Source organism: Pristimantibacillus sp. PTI5 (assembly GCF_048572955.1).
Classification (GTDB): Bacteria; Bacillota; Bacilli; order Paenibacillales; family Paenibacillaceae; genus Pristimantibacillus.
Window position 1 is genome coordinate 3,565,351 of the sequence record NZ_CP183886.1, and the last position, 17,085, is coordinate 3,582,435.

16 protein-coding genes are annotated in these 17,085 nt (G+C 51.4%); 12 read left to right on the top strand and 4 right to left on the bottom strand.

Going from position 1 to position 17,085, the window contains the following annotated elements; genetic code table 11:
- The first annotated feature begins 136 nt into the window (after positions 1-136).
- A complete protein-coding gene (locus tag ACN6MW_RS16050; protein WP_419876234.1) occupies positions 137-1,321 on the top strand; it encodes an acyltransferase family protein in 1,185 nt (394 codons plus the stop codon).
- A 56-nt stretch (positions 1,322-1,377) separates the two neighbouring features.
- Here ACN6MW_RS16050 and ACN6MW_RS16055 read toward each other — a convergent pair whose 3' ends face one another.
- Positions 1,378-2,262 (bottom strand): helix-turn-helix transcriptional regulator, encoded by an 885-nt coding sequence (locus tag ACN6MW_RS16055; RefSeq protein WP_419876235.1) that lies wholly within the window; start codon positions 2,260-2,262, stop codon positions 1,378-1,380.
- A 164-nt stretch (positions 2,263-2,426) separates the two neighbouring features.
- On the opposite strand from ACN6MW_RS16055, the gene ACN6MW_RS16060 reads away from it, so the two are divergent.
- The 7 genes from ACN6MW_RS16060 (at position 2,427) to ACN6MW_RS16090 (ending at position 11,300) form a co-directional block, all read left to right on the top strand.
- A complete protein-coding gene (locus tag ACN6MW_RS16060) occupies positions 2,427-3,836 on the top strand; it encodes an MATE family efflux transporter (protein WP_419876236.1) in 1,410 nt (469 codons plus the stop codon).
- Positions 3,837-3,938: 102 nt separating this feature from the next.
- The gene (gene infC, locus ACN6MW_RS16065; protein WP_419876357.1) at positions 3,939-4,427 is read left to right on the top strand and encodes a translation initiation factor IF-3; all 489 of its coding nucleotides are present in this window, start codon (positions 3,939-3,941) and stop codon (positions 4,425-4,427) included.
- Positions 4,428-4,749: 322 nt separating this feature from the next.
- Positions 4,750-7,131 (top strand): FdhF/YdeP family oxidoreductase, encoded by a 2,382-nt coding sequence (locus ACN6MW_RS16070; RefSeq protein WP_419876358.1) that lies wholly within the window; start codon positions 4,750-4,752, stop codon positions 7,129-7,131.
- Between the two features lie 62 nt (positions 7,132-7,193).
- Complete coding sequence (fdhD, locus tag ACN6MW_RS16075; protein WP_419876237.1) at positions 7,194-8,003, top strand: formate dehydrogenase accessory sulfurtransferase FdhD; 810 nt, start codon at positions 7,194-7,196, stop codon at positions 8,001-8,003.
- A gap of 58 nt (positions 8,004-8,061) precedes the next feature.
- Entirely contained in the window at positions 8,062-9,780 is a 1,719-nt protein-coding gene (locus ACN6MW_RS16080) for an ABC transporter ATP-binding protein (RefSeq protein WP_419876238.1), read from the top strand.
- 405 nt (positions 9,781-10,185) lie between these two features.
- Complete coding sequence (locus tag ACN6MW_RS16085) at positions 10,186-11,058, top strand: hypothetical protein (protein ID WP_419871120.1); 873 nt, start codon at positions 10,186-10,188, stop codon at positions 11,056-11,058.
- A complete protein-coding gene (locus tag ACN6MW_RS16090) occupies positions 11,058-11,300 on the top strand; it encodes a hypothetical protein (protein ID WP_419871121.1) in 243 nt (80 codons plus the stop codon). Before ACN6MW_RS16085 ends, ACN6MW_RS16090 begins: the two co-directional genes overlap by 1 nt.
- Before the next feature lie 251 nt (positions 11,301-11,551).
- Here ACN6MW_RS16090 and ACN6MW_RS16095 read toward each other — a convergent pair whose 3' ends face one another.
- Entirely contained in the window at positions 11,552-12,232 is a 681-nt protein-coding gene (locus ACN6MW_RS16095) for a hypothetical protein (RefSeq protein ID WP_419871122.1), read from the bottom strand.
- A 115-nt stretch (positions 12,233-12,347) separates the two neighbouring features.
- Here ACN6MW_RS16095 and ACN6MW_RS16100 point away from each other — a divergent pair, with 115 nt between their 5' ends.
- Positions 12,348-13,136, top strand: a complete 789-nt coding sequence (locus ACN6MW_RS16100; protein ID WP_419871123.1) for a gluconate 2-dehydrogenase subunit 3 family protein — start codon at positions 12,348-12,350, stop codon at positions 13,134-13,136.
- Between the two features lie 17 nt (positions 13,137-13,153).
- On the top strand, positions 13,154-14,869 hold the full coding sequence (locus tag ACN6MW_RS16105) for a GMC family oxidoreductase (protein ID WP_419871124.1): 1,716 nt from the start codon (positions 13,154-13,156) through the stop codon (positions 14,867-14,869).
- A 71-nt stretch (positions 14,870-14,940) separates the two neighbouring features.
- On the opposite strand, the gene tatA is transcribed toward ACN6MW_RS16105, so the two are convergent.
- Positions 14,941-15,144, bottom strand: coding sequence for a twin-arginine translocase TatA/TatE family subunit (gene tatA / locus ACN6MW_RS16110; RefSeq protein ID WP_419871125.1), 204 nt, complete (start codon positions 15,142-15,144; stop codon positions 14,941-14,943).
- Between the two features lie 20 nt (positions 15,145-15,164).
- Complete coding sequence (gene tatC, locus ACN6MW_RS16115; protein WP_364150340.1) at positions 15,165-15,896, bottom strand: twin-arginine translocase subunit TatC; 732 nt, start codon at positions 15,894-15,896, stop codon at positions 15,165-15,167.
- A 179-nt stretch (positions 15,897-16,075) separates the two neighbouring features.
- Here tatC and ACN6MW_RS16120 point away from each other — a divergent pair, with 179 nt between their 5' ends.
- Complete coding sequence (locus ACN6MW_RS16120) at positions 16,076-16,444, top strand: c-type cytochrome (protein WP_419871126.1); 369 nt, start codon at positions 16,076-16,078, stop codon at positions 16,442-16,444.
- A gap of 191 nt (positions 16,445-16,635) precedes the next feature.
- On the top strand, positions 16,636-17,067 hold the full coding sequence (locus ACN6MW_RS16125; RefSeq protein WP_419871127.1) for an HIT family protein: 432 nt from the start codon (positions 16,636-16,638) through the stop codon (positions 17,065-17,067).
- The last annotated feature ends 18 nt before the right edge of the window (positions 17,068-17,085 follow it).

The following is a 17,085-nucleotide window of genomic DNA, read 5'->3' on the forward strand; positions in this document are numbered from 1 at the left end:
GCTTTTTCTATTCAGCTGCCTAAAATTTTTATCTTCCAAATATTTTTATTTTCGCCGAACTGCGGACAAAGCGGCCGTAATCCCTTATAATCGACTTTGGTATCATAAAGATTCGGTAAACATAGGAGGTAGCAATGTGCAGCGCTATGAACAACTAGATTCGCTTAGAGGACTGGCAGCACTTGCTGTGATGATTGGACACTTCTTAATGGTGTTTACGCCAATTGTGCAAAATACTTCGGGTCTCGGCATCCTGGATTATCCGCTGAACCTGTTGAAATATACGCCGCTGCATGCCGTTTGGGGCGGCCATGAAGCTGTCATTATGTTTTTTCTGCTGAGCGGCTTCGTGCTGTCATTGCCGTTTTTCAGCAACCGCCAACAAACCTACACCAAATATGTAATCAAGCGGATTTGCCGCATCTATATCCCGTTCCTAGTGGCTTTGATCATCGCCATTGTCATGAGGGAAGCGGTTTACGTATCGAAGCTGACGGACTTAACGAGCTACTATAACAACCTGTGGGTCATCCCGCCGGATGCGGCTTCCATTATCCATCATCTGCTCTTTGTTGGGAATTACAATTCGACGCGGTACGATCCCATTTTGTGGACGCTTGTCCATGAGATGCGTATTTCATTGTTATTCCCATTTATCATGTTTGTTATTGTAAAAGGCGGCTGGAAAATCGGGCTGCCGCTTGCGCTGGGCCTGTCTTACGGCTCCGAAATCCTGCTCGATCATTTCGAGACGCGCTTCATGACCAACTTTGTCGTCTCGCTGCATTACGCAGCTTTCTTTATCGTAGGCGCTTTGCTGGCCAAGTACCAGAACGAGCTGAAGACGGTATTCTCGCGATTAAACGGTTGGTGGGCCATGGTGATGCTCGTCCTTGCGCTTTGCTTCTATTCGTTTAAATGGATCGGCTACGGCGAGGACTTTCATGATCGCTTCATGCCGCATTGGGGCGATTGGATGACCGCGATCGGAGCTTCCATCTTCATTGTGGCAGCCGTCTCGTCCGTCCGGTTAGCGCGACAGCTGCAGCGTAAGCCGCTGCTGTTTCTCGGTAAAATATCGTACAGCCTCTATTTGTACCATATGATCGTTTTGCTGTCGCTCGTTCACTTGCTGAACGGTGCGCTGGATACGCCGTATATCGTTATGATTGCTTTTATTGCGTCCTTTGCAGCCGGAACGCTGAGCTATTATTTCGTTGAGCTGCCTTCGATTCGTTTAGGAAAACGCCTTACGGGCTGGGGCAAAAAGCCGGCAGGCGTCTCCGGCAGCCGCGGCGAAGGCGTTTCGTCGTCGATGTAGGCTGTGATTGGAGTGAAAACAAAGAACGTTTCTCATCATGAGAGACGTTCTTTGTTTTATCCATGGGAGAATCTCTGCCGGTACTTGCGCGGCGAAATGTTCTCGTACTTGGCGAAGCAGGAGGTGAAGTAGGCGGCATGGTTGAAGCCGACCTCTTCCCCGATGCGGGCGATCGGCAGGTCGGTTTGGAGCAGCAGTAGCTTGGCCCGTTCGATGCGGAAGCGCATGAGGTAGTCAAACGGCGCGCAGCCAAACTCCTTCTGCATGCATCTGGCGATGTAGACGGGATGAAAGTTAATGCTCTCGCCAAGCTCCTGGGCGGTGATGCTCTCGCGGTAATGCTCCCGCAAATACGAAGCGGCCTGCTCCGCGCATAAGGCGGAGGGAGTGGGTCCTTGCGCTTCCATCGAAGCGGACAGATGCTCAATGACCTCTTGGAATGCGAGCTGCTGCTTCCATCTGACGCTCGGGATATGATCGTTCATATTGAGCTGCACCAGCTGGCGCAGAAGGCTGTCCATTTTGGAGGGCTGCAGCAGCTTCGCGAACTGGGGCAGCTGCTTGGTAAAAGTTTGTGTCGTGTAAATGCTAGCCGAAAGCGCTCTCTCTTTGGCTCGCTCGGCGGGCATCTCCGTTTCCGGTTGATCGGACAGGCTCCATTTTCCGGTCGTCTGAAAATGAACCCAGTAATAAGCGGTTTGCTCTTGGCAGGCAAGCGTCGCGTAATGATAGGCATCAGGCCGCAAAATGAGGGCGTGGCCAGCGCTCACTTCAAAGTGCTGGTCTTCTTCTCCGATGTATAAGCAGCCGCGCGTCACGACCAGCAGGTCGAATACTTCGATATTGCGCCTGCTGGGATGCTTGCGTCCGGCCGGTGCGATGGTATAGCCGCCGATGATGTAATGCGGAAGAGGAGGAATGGTCATATATAGGATAGTCATGGGATTAAGCGCTCCTCTTTTATATTCGAAGTTGGAATCGTTATAGTTTCGGTTGTAAACGTGATACATCACGCTCAGTATAGCATCTATAATTTGAAATGACGATTGATGATTTTACAACGGATACGGCTTGCTTAAGGCAGCCGATGCAGGGGGATCGCATAATGGCTTCAACAAACAAAAAATTAACGCTGTGGATGCTGGCCTGGCCGATATTCATTGAGCTGTTTCTGCAGTTTTTGCTGGGAGCGGCCGATACGCTGATGGTAAGCCGGATTTCGGATGACGCGGTTGCGGTAGTAGGCTTCTCCAATCAGTTATTCCAAGCGCTTACGACTCTATTTATAACGGTGGCCAGCGGTGCGGGTATTCTCATTGCCCAAAAGATCGGCTCCCGCAATGGCGAGGATGCGCGCACAATCGCCATTATGGCTGTCAACGTGAGCGCCGTTATCGGTCTGGGGCTGAGCGTCCTGTTGTTTCTAATGCCCGGGGAGATCGCGGCGATGCTTCAGCTTCCGGAGCATTTGATTCCGCTGGCCAAAACCTATATCTCGATTGTCGGCGGAGGCATGGTATTGATTGCCTTGATGTCGGCGCTAAGCACGTCGATTCGGAATACGGGCAATACGAAGGGCCCGATGTATACGGCGATCGGAATGAACGTTGTGCATGTTTTTTTCAACTATGCATTCATCTTCGGGGCGTTCGGCTTTCCAAAATGGGGCCTGATGGGCGTTGCCGTCTCCACCGTGCTCTGCCGCTTGCTCGCAACCATCGTGCTGTTCATTATGTTCCTCGGCTCCTTCGAGCGGACCATTGGGCTGCGTGATCTTAACGTATTTAACCGCAAGCTGTTCGGAGACATTATCCGCATCGGCTGGCCGCTTGGCGTCAATATGTCCTGCTGGGTGTTTACGCAGCTGTTGATTTTCACCTTTTTGGCGATGCTGGGCTCGAATGAGCTGGCTGCGCGAACCTATATGAACACGCTCGAATCATTCTGCTTCATGCTCGGCTATTCGATCGCGTTAGCGGTCCAAATTCAGATTGCGCATCTGTATGGCGCAGGGCGGGTGAAGGAAGCGTACGGCCTTGCATTCCGGGCGATGTGGATCGGCTTGGCAGTGGTTACGGTCAATGCCTTCATCATCTTCCTGTTCGGCGAGCAGCTGCTCGGATTGTTCACCGAAAATAAGGAAATCGTGGCGCTGGGCGTATCGCTGCTCGGTATGAATTTGCTGCTGCAGCCAGGCAAAATGGTCAATATGGCGCTCGGCAATGCGCTTAATGCCGTCGGAGACACGCGTTTTACCATGTGGACGTCCGTATTCTCGATGTGGCTGATCGCGACGGGCTTGGCTTACTTTGTTGGTATCGAGCTGGGCTGGGGCTTGATTGGGATCTATGCTTGCATGATCTTGGACGAATATATTCGCGGCACGCTGTCGCTTATCCGCTGGAGAGGCAAGAAGTTTCTGCGCAAGGCGGAGTTTAACGAGGCAGCGGCCAAAATAACGGCAGAGAGCGGGTCCGGCGGAAGCATTCACAAACAAACCGCGCTGGATGCGTAAGAAAAGCGTATAATAAAAGAAGGAAAAAAACAGCGGCTTTGCAACTAAAGGCTGCTGTTTTCCATATTCACGGCAAGGGAGCGATATGCTGGTATGGCATCAATGGTGATCATGAACGAAAAAATACGCGCCTCCGAGGTTCGGCTTACGGGCCTGCGAGGCGAGGATCTAGGCATTGTTACACGGGAAGAAGCGCTCGAGAAAGCGCGCGAGCTGAAGGCGGATTTGGTGTGCACCTCGCTTATGAGCAGTCCCCCGCCATGCAAGCTGGTGGCCAAAGGACAGGCTAAGCAGCAGGCTAGTCAAGAGAAGCGCGGCGCGAAGGCCAAGGAGCAGCCAAGCAAAATCAAGGAGCTCCGCTTGACGCCCCATATCGAGGAGCATGATTATGATACGAAGCTTCGGCAGGCGGCGAAGCTTCTCGGCTCCGGCAGCGGCATTCAGCTCGTCGTCCGCATTCAGGGCAAGGAAGGCCCGAAAGCGAAGGAGCTGCTGGAGCGCATGCTGAAGGATTTGGCCGAGAGCGGCAAGAAGCAGTCGGGCATTCAAGTGAGCGGCAAGCAAGCAGCGGTGCAGGTATTGCCTTTATAGCTGTATTTTCGGAAGGAACGACAGCTCGGTTTGCAGGTTTGTGTAAATGGATACATGGCAGGCAGAAGCGGAGCGGGAAGATCATTTTGGAGAAACGGAGTGTTCGCTTTTGCAGCCGGATTCTTATTCTATAAGGCTAAGATAAGAAGGAATCCGGCTCGGGGCGCGATCCCCAGAATGATCTGCTCGCTCAGCTCAGCGGGCACTATGGCGAGAACCATGCTAAACATTCCAGTTCATTCCATAACGCTAACTAATTCATGAATGCGCTTTCTTAAGGGAATGGTCCAGCAGATCGTTTCGTATCTTTACATGATGAATGATGATTCTTCGCGGGGGTGGATGTCTATTGAAGAAGACGTTACATACGGGACCTATTAAGCTGCCAAAGCGGCCGGATCCGAAATTGTGGGTGAGCAAGGCGCCTTTTGGGCTTGGACGAATTAAGCCTCATCATATAAGGGACACGCTTAAGGTTGCGTGGGACAACCGGGACAATTTGCCTTACGCTTATCGGATTTTGACGCAGGGGGTGTGCGATGGCTGCGCGCTGGGCGTATCCGGTTTATATGATCAAACGCTGGACGGCCCGCATCTCTGTACGACGAGGCTTAACGTGCTTCGCCTGAATACGATGCCTGCCATGCGAGAGGCGGATCTCCACTCGGATATCGATGAGCTTCGCAAGCTGGATAGTACGCAGTTACGCAAGCTGGGACGGCTGCCGTATCCGCTTATTCGAAGCAAAGGGGAACGAAGCTTTCGCCGAATTTCTTGGGATGAAGCATTGGATCGCATTGCGGCCAAAGCACGGGCAATCGACCCGAAGCAGCTGGCCTTTTACTTAACCGCAAGGGGCATAACGAATGAATCCTATTATGTGGCGGCTAAGGCGGCAAGGCTGATCGGCACGAACAATATCGATAACGCCTCGCGCATTTGCCATTCCCCCTCCAAGACGGCCATGAAACGCTCGCTTGGCGTAGGGGCTTCCACCTGCAATTACAAGGATTGGATCGGCACGGATGTGCTTGTATTCTGGGGCAGCGTTGCCGCGAATAATCAGCCGGTATCGACCAAGTACATGTATGCGGCTAAGCGCAGGGGGACCAGAATCATTGTCATCAACCCCTATCGCGAGCCGGCGATGGAGGGCTATTGGATTCCGTCGATACCGGAATCGGCACTCTTTGGCACGAAGCTGGCCGACGATTTCTATCAGGTGAACATCGGCGGCGATATTGCCTTCATGCACGGCATAATGAAGAGCTGGTTTGAGATGGAGGAGGCGCGGCCGGGCTCGGCGATCGATCATGATTTTGTGAGCGAGCATACGAATGGCTTCATGGAGCTGAAGGCCCATGTCCTGCAGCAGGATTGGGAGCTGCTGGAGAAATCCTCGGGGCTGGGGAGAGAGAGGATGAGGGACTTCGCTTCATTGCTGGCGGCAGCGAAGTCCGGCGTATTCGTATGGAGCATGGGGCTGACGCAGCATCGCTTCGGGTCGGACAATATTTCACAAGTGGCAAACCTCGCGCTGCTTAGAGGTTTCTTGGGACGCGAGCATTGCGGACTAATGCCGATACGCGGCCACAGCGGCGTTCAGGGCTCAGGCGAAATGGGTGCCGACCCATTCAGCCTGCCTGGCGGCGAGTTCAAGGGCGAGGATATTCGCCGGATGGAGCGGCTGTGGGGCTTCAAGCTTCCTGATTGGCAGGGAGATATCGTCGGCGTCTCGCTGGAGAATGCCCTGCTGCCAGATCGGCATGAACGAAAGCTGAAGCTGTTTTATACGTCAGGCGGCAATTTTGTCGAGACCATGCCAGACCCGGATTTTGTGAAGCGCTGCTTGGAAGCGGTCGATTTGAGGGTTCATCAGGATATTGTGTTGAACAGCTCCACGCTGCTGGATGCGGAGGAGGCAGTCATTGTCCTGCCTGCCATGACGCGATACGAGCAGCCTGGCGGCGGCACTTCAACGTCGACGGAGCGGATGGTTTACTACTCGCCGCAAATCGATGGGCCGCGGATCGGGGAAGCCCGCGCCGAATGGCAGATCTATGCCGATTTGGCTGCGCGGATTCGTCCGGAGCTCAAAGGGGCGGTCGCATTCAAGGATGCCGATGCCGTTAGGCGGGAAATTGCTTTGGCATCGCCGCAATACGACGGGATTCGCCATCTGCGGAAGCAAGGCGATGTATTTCAGTGGGGCGGCGCTTGGCTGTGCGAGGAGGGCTATTGTCCGACGGAGGATGGCAGAGGAAAGCTTCTGCCGATTGCGCTGCCGGAGCTGCGCATACCGGAAGGACATTTTTATGCGACGACAAGGCGGGGCAAGCAGTTCAATTCGATGATTTATGGGGAGAAGGATGCTTTTAACGCTGCAGGCCGATATGACGTATTGATGAACAAGGCGGATATGGCTAAGCTTGCTATCGCTGAAGGGGATGCGATCGTCGTCTATAACCGAAGCGGGAGCTTCCATGGAAGGGCCAAGCAGGAGGATATGGCCCCTGGAAATATCGAGCTGTACTGGCCGGAAGGCAACGGTTTATTTGCGAAGGGCGTCTATGAGCCGCAAGCCGGCATCCCTGAGTATAATGCTTCGGTTATTGTGGAGCGGGCCGATACCTATCATGCTTTTAAAGATACGAAGTACATGGAGAAGCGGATCGTGGAGTTGGAGACCGAGCCGCCTGCTTAGGCTGTAGGGCCGGCATGCCGGGTGGAGAGTGTTTAGGCAGGACGTAAAGGAGGAGCAAACGGATGGAGCTTTCAAACACGACAAAGTGGCGGATACTCAAATACGACGGCCGCGCACCCTTGGAGAAGGATGATGATATCGCTGCCGAATTCCCGCTTACCCTGAAGCTTGACGGCGAAGAGTTTGCAACGCTGGTGTGCTCTCCTTCGAGCTTGGAGGAGCTTGTCATCGGCTTTCTTGCATCCGAGGGCGTAATTCGCGCGGCAGGACAAGTGAAATCGTTAATCATCCATAAGGATACGGGCTTTGCCTATGTTGAGCTTGAGCACAAGCAAACGTTGAACCATGACCATTACGCAAAGCGGTTTATCGGATCATGCTGCGGCAAGAGCCGGCAGTTTTATTTTCACAACGATATGCTGACGGCCAAAACGATCATGACCCGCACGAAAATATCCGCAGAGCAGTGTATCCGCTTCATGCAGAAGCTGCAGGAAAGCTCCTCGGAATTCCGCAGCACGGGCGGCGTCCACAACGCAGCGATCGGAACGCCTGCCGAGCTGCTCGCCGTAAGAACGGATATCGGACGCCATAACGCGCTCGATAAGCTGTTCGGCTATTGTCTGCTGCATCGGCTCCGCACCTCGGATAAGGTCATTGCCTTTAGCGGAAGGCTCTCCTCGGAAGCGGTGCTGAAGGCCGCCAAAATCGGCTGCGGGATCATGCTCAGCAAATCGGCGCCGACCGATCTCGCTCTGCGACTCGCCGAGGATCTTGGCATTACCTGCGTAGGTTTCATTCGGGGCGGGGAGATGAACGTCTATACGCATCCGGAGCGAATTGATTTTGGCAATGGATTGACAGTATGGTAGTGATTGTATATCATTTTATTGAAAATGATTATCACTACGAGAGAAGAAGGAGCTAACGATGCTTTTACGATTTTTTGCCTATTATAAGCCTTACAAAAAGCTGTTTCTGCTGGATTTCTGCTGTGCGGTTTTGCTGGCTGTGCTTGAGCTTTGCTTCCCTCTAGCGGTTAGTTACGTAATAGATACCCTGCTGCCGGACGAGAATTGGGGGCTCATTGTAACGGCCTGCGCGATCTTGCTGGTCGTCTATATTATCAACACGCTGTTGCAATATGTGGTTACCTACTGGGGGCATATGCTCGGAATTAATATCGAGACAGACATGCGGAAAAAGCTGTTCGATCATGTGCAGAAGCTCTCGTTCCGTTTCTTCGATAATACCAAGACCGGCCATCTGATCTCGCGGCTTACGAATGATTTGTTCGAGATTGGCGAGGTTGCCCATCACGGGCCCGAGGATATGTTTATTGCGGCAATGACGCTGGTTGGGGCATTCGGCATCATGGCGTATATTAATTTGGAGCTGGCTATTCTAACCTTCGTTATTGTTCCTATCATTATATGGCTTGTCTTGATGTTCAACGGTAAAATGACAAGGGCCGCAAACCGCCTATTCTCGGATATGGCTGATTTCAATGCGCGCGTGGAGGATACAGTCGGCGGTATTCGCGTCGTTCAAGCCTTTTCGAATGAAAGCCACGAGAAAAAGCTGTTTAAAGTAAACAACCTGCGTTTCCGTGAAGCCAAGCTTATTTCGTACAAAATAATCGGCTTAAACTCATCCATCACCTACATGCTCATGAGACTGGTTTCCGTGTTCGTGCTGATTGCAGGCACATGGTTTGTTATTAAGGGAGATTTGAAATACGGAGAGTTCATTAGCTTCGTTTTGCTGACGAACATTTTCTTTAAGCCTATCGAAAAAATAAATGCCGTCATCGAGAGCTATCCGAAAGGGATTGCCGGATTTAAGCGTTACGTGCAGCTGCTGGAGACGGCGCCAGACGTAGCGGATAAGCCGGACGCGGTCGAGGTGGACCGTTTAAGCGGCAATATTGAGTACCGTGACGTCACGTTTGGTTATGAAGGCGAAGCGAAGGTGCTGCAAAATATCGATCTATCGATTCGCGCTGGCGAGACGATTGCTTTCGTCGGGCCCTCAGGCGCCGGCAAAACGACGCTGTGCAGCTTGCTGCCGCGTTTCTACGAAATCGAAGGCGGCAGCATTTCCGTTGATGGCTACGATATTCGAGATTTGAAGCTGGATTCGCTGCGGAAGCAGATCGGAATCGTCCAGCAGGATGTGTTCCTGTTTGCGGGCACCATCCGTGAGAACATTGTCTACGGGAAGCTTGGCGCCTCGGACGAGGATATTTGGCAGGCGGCTCGGAGAGCGAAGCTGGAGGAGTTCATCCATGCTCAGCCGCAGGGGCTGGATACGGTCGTTGGGGAGCGCGGCGTAAAGCTGTCCGGCGGACAAAAACAGCGCTTAGCCATTGCGCGGATGTTCCTCAAGAACCCGCCGATCCTTATTCTCGACGAAGCGACGTCAGCGCTTGATACGGAGACGGAAGCAGCCATCCAGCAGTCGCTGGCAGAGCTGTCCGTAGGCCGGACCACGCTTGTTATCGCGCATCGACTGGCAACAATCAAAAACGCCGATCGAATTGTCGTCGTAACGGAGCAAGGAATTACCGAACAAGGCCGCCACGAGGAGCTCGTCACGGCGGGCGGCATTTACAGCCGCCTGCACCATGCCCAGTTTGGTAGCAGATAAGATAAGCAGCTGTGCGGATGTGGAAAATAGTAAAGGGCTGCCGAACCTGATGGTTCGGCAGCTTTTTTGTCTTTGGCTGCTCAATTTTACATTAAGTGAACTACTTATCTGCCTGAACTATAGTTAAATGCTAATAGGTTGCCGGAATGTCACCCCTGCATGGGGACGCCGTCTATATTCTGCTGCTACGCGTACCTCCCCCAATGAAAATGGAGACCTCACATCGATGGACGCATTGTTTCAAGCCGTCACTTTCGGGGTAAGTTCCATAAGTTGTGTCTCATTTTACATAAAAAAAGGAAGTGGCCCCTGGTCCTCGGAACCACTTCCTTTCTTAGTGACGAGCACCAGCCATAGCACAAGAGTCATTATACTATTTAAACTTCAACCTAGGAGGAATCTTACTTGCACGCGCACGAATGGGACTGGTCCTTCATTTGGCTTGTAACGGGCATCCTGACGGGACTTATGGTTGTTATCATGTTGCCTGTCTTCTATCTTTATTATCGAAACAATTCTCTAAACAAACAAGCCGCCAAGATTTTCATCCTTTTTCCTCTTGCATGGTTTGCTTTTGTTTTTTCGATTGGTGTGGTGTTGGAGGAGCTTGGGGTCCGGCACGACCATAAAGGAGCGGCTCTTCTAGAGGAACAATTCCGTGCTCACGAGGTGGCTGAACACTCTTATCAAAACCTCGTTTGGACGCTCAAAAGAGTTCCGCACGCCAGCTCAAAAAACGGCATCGACTATGACTTGTTTGTAGGGAATTTCAATAAAATGGCGTTTCAGGGTGATGTTGTGCTCACATTGTACGACAATGGAGAAACGGCGGAGACACATTTGGTGGAAGCCGTGACGCTCGCACCGGGGGATAAGCTTAATCTGCTGTCTTTTGAAACCCGGATCGGAAGGTTCACTTATGTCGTGCGATTTGACGGTCACTTTTTACCGAACGACGAAATGAAGCAGCAGATGTTAGCTAACTATAAAAAAGACGCTGCCGGCTCTTCACCAACAAGTGTCTATTTTAAGATCGATGATTCGGGAAATGATAAAATCCAAGCAAGCAGGAACGACGTGTATTTGGGCAATTACGGGGACAAAGCCTTAACCGGCGAGCTGCAGCTCCGTTTTTATTTCAATCAAAAGCTAGTACAGGAAGCATCCATCAAGGATATAGCCGTTGACCCATCACAAGTGAACTGGGTTGGCAAGGTCGATATTGTAACGCAAATCGACTATTATGAATATCGCATCGTGGAAGGAAAGCAGCCGTGATGGCTACCGCAAGCCGCGATACCAAAGTGAAACAGGCCACCGTGTTTGCGCGGCGGCCTGTTTATGTAGCGAGTCGCAATTATAGGTTGAACTCCTTTGATTATGACGCAACGGAATATTACCAATCTTACGAAGATTTATTTTTCTTGCTGAAGCACACTCCTTTGGTTGGCGGCAAAATTGAGAATGGGGAAACGGGGATGGACGCTTCTTTGAGCAAAAGTTTTTTTCTGAATGATTAAACAAAGATCAAGCGTATCCCTTATTGGTTAATCGAAAGAGAATATGTACGAGTCCGGGATATGTCGCCACACCAATTTTATGAACAGAACCTGATTAAACCGATCCCAATTAAAGAAGTTCGTGTATAACTTGAGAAACTAAGCCTGATTGAGTAAGGGTAAGCTTGTGTCCAAACTCAGGGGGTTAATCCTAAAGTACAACGTAAAAAGCGGCTGCCGGAATCGAATCGGCGGCCGCTTTTTTGGACGTGTTACTTCTGCCCCGCCTTAACCAGCCTGAGCAGTTGGCGAATATCGCTGGCCAGCTTATCGGGAGATAGGTTTTCGGCCAAAGCATCCTCACGAATTTTCTCGATCGCTTTCACTGCTCTCGTTCCCGTTACCGTAAGCACCTTTACATCCCCGCCCATGAAATTCTTGATCTGGCTTGCGGCCATCGATAGATTATCATGGCTTTCTTTATCTGTCCCATTCATGCCGCCAAGCCCATGATTCGGCGAGTAACCTTGACCTGAAAGTCCTTCGGTTTGATCCAGCAACTTCTTTTGCACCTCATCATATTGCGAACCGGAGGAGGTAAGCTTCTCTGTGGCGAGCACGACCGTATCATCGAAAACGAAAACGCGCACATCGGGGATGCCGATTCCGCTCAGCCGAGATTCCAGATGGGCAGAGAAGCCGTTCGCATGCAGTCCGGAGCTGCCGATCATGCTGTACACGGACGTGCCCATCCCATACGTGGTATTGCCGTGTTCATTGGTTGTATGAAACTTTGGCCCGGCTTCGTTCGGAATGACGGACGGGTCGTGAAGTTTGTGGGCTTCTTGTTGCGTTAAGGCCTTAGCTTGCGAGGCGGGCGGCGTTTCATTGGCACAGCCGGACAGAGCAAAAGCGGCAACGGAAAGCGTGAGCAGTTTGCTGATAGCAGTCATCGAAGAATCATCCTCCATAGTGTTGCATTTTGATGTTAGGATGACCATTTCCATGAAATGAATATTCATGGGTTGTTGGAAAATAATAAAGAGGAAAGAACGAACTTTCCAGGAGGTGCAAGTTTTGGATCGGAGTGATAAACAGAAAGAACCAAACAAAGGCACGGTCGACGGAAGCTCCCGCCGCAAGTTTCTTATTAATACGGGTTACGCTTTAGGCGGCATAGCCGTGGGAGGGGCGCTAGGTTCCTTACTCAAAAAGAAACCGTCCACAACGACGGCACCGAACAAAACGGATGAAGGAAAGACAGCTGAACCAAAAAACTATAACCGCGCGCTCATGTTTTTTACCCAAGCGCAGTTCCGGATTGTCGAGAGCGCGACGGAACGGATTTTTCCCGAGGATGAGAATGGTCCAGGTGCGAAATCGCTGGGTGTCGCCTATTTTATTGACCATCAGCTTGCCGGGGAATGGGGGTTCAATGGACGAGATTACATGACCCCGCCATTCTACACGGGGGAGAAGGAACAGGGCTATCAGGGCCGGCTAAAAAGAAGAGAAATATTCGAGATCGGCCTGCGCGAGCTGGAGAATTACAGCATGACGAAGTTTCAAAAGGGCTTCATCGATTTGACGGGTGAGCAGCAGGATGAACTGCTTAAGGGCTTCGAGTCGGACGAGGTGAAGCTGACTACGATTTCTGCGAGCAGCTTCTTCAAAATGCTGCGAACCAGTACGCTGGAAGGTGCTTACAGTGACCCGCTGTATGGGGGTAATTTGGATATGAACGGATGGAAGATGCGCAACTATCCGGGCAATCAGATGAGCTATATCACCATGATTGAAAAAGATTTTACGAAACTTGATCCGAGCAGCCTGCAAGACCATTTGGTTTCTCATTAGCGAATCGGGAGGATATTATGGCTAAAACATTACCGAAAACCGACGTTGTCATCGTAGGGGTCGGCTGGTCTGGGGGCATCATCGCTTCGGAGCTTACGAAAAGCGGCTTAAACGTGGTAGGGCTTGAACGAGGGAAAGAGCGGAAGACCGAGGATTATTTCATGGTGCATGACGAGCTGCGTTACGCGCTGCGTTACGAAATGATGCAGGATTTATCTAAGGAAACGATCACGTTCCGCAGCAATGAGAAAATCCGTGCGCTGCCGATGAGGCAGTACGGCTCGTTTCTGATCGGGGACGGACTCGGCGGAGCGGGCGTTCACTGGAACGGGCAGACCTACCGGTTTTTGCCGTATGATTTTGAGATTCGCAGCAAGACGATCGAGAAGTACGGGAAAAATAAAATCCCGGCTGGCATGACGATTCAGGATTGGGGAATTACGTACGATGAGATCGAGCCGTATTACGACAAATTCGAGAAAATGGCTGGCATTTCAGGCGAGGTAAATCCTCTGGGCGGCAAACGCAGCAGCCCTTTTCCGACCCCGCCAATGAAGAAGTCGCCGGCGATGCAGATGTTCGTAGATGCGGCTACTCGCCTGAAGCTCAATCCGTATATGCTGCCTTCGGCCAATCTATCGGAGAACTATACGAATCCTGATGGGATCGCCCGTGCCGCCTGCCAATATTGCGGATATTGCGAACGCTTTGGATGTGAATACGGGGCCAAGGCTGATCCAGTGGTGACTGTCATTCCGGTGGCTAACAAGACAGGAAAGTTTGAGATCCGTACCCATTCCAATGTCCGCCGGGTTCTACATAAGGGTGGCAAGGCGACCGGCGTTATGTATACGGACGTAACGACGGGGGAGGAGATCATTCAGCCTGCAGACATCGTCGTCGTGACGAGCTACGTGTTCAATAATGTCCGGCTGCTGCTGATGTCGGGAATCGGGAAACCTTATGATCCAGCGTCAGGGACAGGTGTCATCGGTCGGAACTACGCCTATCAGGTTATGAAAGGCAGCGCGGTTGGTTTCTTCGAAAACCAGCAGTTCAATAACTTCGCGGGTGCAGGAGCGCTCGGCGTTTCTCTTGATGATTATAACGGTGACAACTTTGACCACTCCGAGCTGAATTTTATTCACGGAGGCTCCATTGCGCTCACCCAGACTGGCGCCCGCCCGATTCAGAACAATCCGACGCCGTCGGGAACAGCCGCTTGGGGCTCGGAATTCAAGGCGAAGTCGGTGCATTATTCCAATCGTACGCTTGCGATAGGGGGACAAGGCTCATCGATGTCATTCAAGCATCATTTTCTTGATTTGGACTCGACCTATAAGGATGTCTACGGCGATCCGCTCTTGCGGATAACCTTTGATTTCGAAGATCAGGATCGCGAGCTGGCGAAGTTTCTAGCCGAGCGCTGCTCGAAGATTATGAATGAGATGGGCGCGGATAAGGTCGATTATTTAAAGGATCTAGGTCCTTATGAGATTATGACCTATCAGTCGACGCATAACACAGGCGGCGTCATCATGGGAGATAAACCAGACACGTCGGCAGTTAATACGTACAGTCAGATGTGGGATGCGGACAACGTGTTTGTCGTCGGTGCCAGCTCATTTCCGCAAAACGCCGGCTACAATCCGACGAATACGGTCGGAGCTTTGGCTTACCGCGCGGCGGAGGGCATTTTGAAGTATAGGGAAAAAGGCGGCCTGCTGGTTTGAAAGAGGCGGTGTGTCTGAAAACAAAAAAAGGCCGTTCCCGAAGAAATACGGGAACGGCCTTTTTTTATGTCCTACAGCAGCTTCTGCATGTCATCCTTTTTGTCTGCGGATGGGACGCTTTGTTCATCGTCCACAATGCCGCGCGTCGAGCTGCGGAATTCGCGCAGCGTATCGCCGAAAGCCCGGCCGAGCTGGGGAAGCTTAGCCGGCCCAAAAACGATGAGCGCGATAAGCAGAATAATGACTAACCCTGAAACACCGATGTTGTTTAACATAGGTCATTCTCCTTTTTGGTTCAAGTAGGTGAAGGAACGGCGGCCACTCGTTTAGCATACCTTCGGGTTACGAGCACGCTGATCTCGAAGAGCAGCAGCAGCGGCACGGTCACGGACAGGTGAGACACAAAGTCCGGCGGGGAGATGCAGGCCCCGACAACGGCCAGACCGACATAGGCATATTTGCGCGAGCCGTTCAGCCGTTCAGGAGTGAGCAGCCCGATTTTCGTCAGAAACAGGATGATAAGCGGCATTTCGAATGCGATGCCAAGAGGGAACACGACACTGAACAGAAAGGAAAAGTACCGATCAATCCCGTACGTCTCGACGGCGCCGACATTTTGGTTCATTTCCATCATGAATCCGAGCATCATCGGAAACACCAGAAAATAACTGAATGATACGCCGGCAAGAAAAAGAAGGAAGGATACGGGCACATAGGCTAGCGTTCCTTTTGCTTCCGTTTCCGTCAGACCTGGCCGCACAAACGCCCAAGTGTGGTAAAGCAGCACCGGCAGCGTGAAAAGAATGGCGAACAGGAAAGCGCAGCGCAAATAGATGAACAAGCCGTCCGTGAACGAGAAGACGTTCCATTCCACTGATTTGGCGGTCAGACCTGATTTGATATACCGTAAAATGCTTGGGGCAGCATACAGCCCTCCGCTCATAGCGACGAAGAAACAAGCGATCACGATAATTAGTCTTTTCCGCAGCTCGGTTAAGTGGTTGACCAGATCCCCTTGCATATCCACAAAATCACCCCGCTTTAAAGCTTATTTCGGTTAATCTGTCATGCATTTGTTTAGGATAACCAGTAAGCTTTCTGTTATGCGCAGTCTTCCCTCTTCTGAAAATCTTTGGCAAACGCTGCATAGATCATTCAATTAAGGGTAAAGTAACAACAAAACTCCCTATACTAGGAGGAAACATCATGATTTATAAAAACAAATGGGTTTTGCTGCTATCTGTCTTTGCGTTAATTTTTGCACTATCTGCCTGCGGCCGCGGTAATGATGCCAATAATGGAGCCAATACCGAAACACCGGCAGAGAACAATGGCAACGCTGCGGTTAATACGGCAGAAGCAGAGTCGCTTTACGGCAAAAACTGCGTGAGCTGTCATGCCGTTGACCTCTCAGGCGGGAATGGGCCTAACCTGCAGCATGTCGGTAAGGAAATGTCTTTTGAACAAATTAAAACGCAAATAAGCAATGGCGGGAATGGAATGCCTGGTTATAAAGGGCAGCTGACGGATGAGGAGATCGATCTTCTAGCGGCTTGGCTCGAAAGCCACAAATAAGGCAGGCGGCATGCGAGAAGTTCTGAATGAAAGTGATCGAAGCTAATGGAATAGAAGAAAGGAGCAGCCGCGGCTGCTCCTTTTTTTTCGTTGGCATAAGAAAAATAATAACCAATAACACAGCAATGAAGCCTAGTTCATGAGATATAATTGGAAAAAGATACAATAATATGATGGGGAGGGAAAATGGAATGTCAGAAAAGCCTTGCCTGGGGTGCCAGCTTGCCAATCATCATCTAGAGACGCATACCGTCTATGAAAATGAATGGGTCACCTGTTTTCTCGATATCGATCCGTTAAATGAAGGACATCTGCTCATCCTGCCGAAGCGGCATTTTCTTGATGTCGATGATTTGGACGAAAGAACAGCGAACGAAATCATGAAAGCCTCGGCCATGCTGGCAAGGCTGCTGAAAGCGGAATTCCAACCGGACGGAATCACGGTTATTCAGAACGGCGGGAAATTTAATGATTTGACGCATTATCATATGCATGTTTTTCCTCGTTACGTTGAAGACGGCTTTGCATGGGTGGAGCCTGCGGACTCCAGCTATGCGAAGAAGCGGCTGAGCGAGACGCAGGTGAGATTGGTGAATCAAACGAATGGGCTGCTTGGAGGCTAAAGGAGGCTCTAGGGGGTT

Coding starts and splice junctions, on each gene's coding strand:
- ACN6MW_RS16055 (WP_419876235.1), bottom strand. CDS start 2,262: ATGACTATCCTATATATGACCATTCCTCCTCTTCCGCATTACATCATC.
- ACN6MW_RS16120 (WP_419871126.1), top strand. CDS start 16,076: ATGATTTATAAAAACAAATGGGTTTTGCTGCTATCTGTCTTTGCGTTA.
- ACN6MW_RS16095 (WP_419871122.1), bottom strand. CDS start 12,232: ATGACTGCTATCAGCAAACTGCTCACGCTTTCCGTTGCCGCTTTTGCT.
- ACN6MW_RS16125 (WP_419871127.1), top strand. CDS start 16,636: ATGTCAGAAAAGCCTTGCCTGGGGTGCCAGCTTGCCAATCATCATCTA.
- fdhD (WP_419876237.1), top strand. CDS start 7,194: ATGGAGCTTTCAAACACGACAAAGTGGCGGATACTCAAATACGACGGC.
- infC (WP_419876357.1), top strand. CDS start 3,939: ATGGTGATCATGAACGAAAAAATACGCGCCTCCGAGGTTCGGCTTACG.
- ACN6MW_RS16090 (WP_419871121.1), top strand. CDS start 11,058: ATGGCTACCGCAAGCCGCGATACCAAAGTGAAACAGGCCACCGTGTTT.
- ACN6MW_RS16070 (WP_419876358.1), top strand. CDS start 4,750: ATGATTCTTCGCGGGGGTGGATGTCTATTGAAGAAGACGTTACATACG.
- ACN6MW_RS16080 (WP_419876238.1), top strand. CDS start 8,062: ATGCTTTTACGATTTTTTGCCTATTATAAGCCTTACAAAAAGCTGTTT.
- ACN6MW_RS16060 (WP_419876236.1), top strand. CDS start 2,427: ATGGCTTCAACAAACAAAAAATTAACGCTGTGGATGCTGGCCTGGCCG.
- tatA (WP_419871125.1), bottom strand. CDS start 15,144: ATGTTAAACAACATCGGTGTTTCAGGGTTAGTCATTATTCTGCTTATC.
- ACN6MW_RS16105 (WP_419871124.1), top strand. CDS start 13,154: ATGGCTAAAACATTACCGAAAACCGACGTTGTCATCGTAGGGGTCGGC.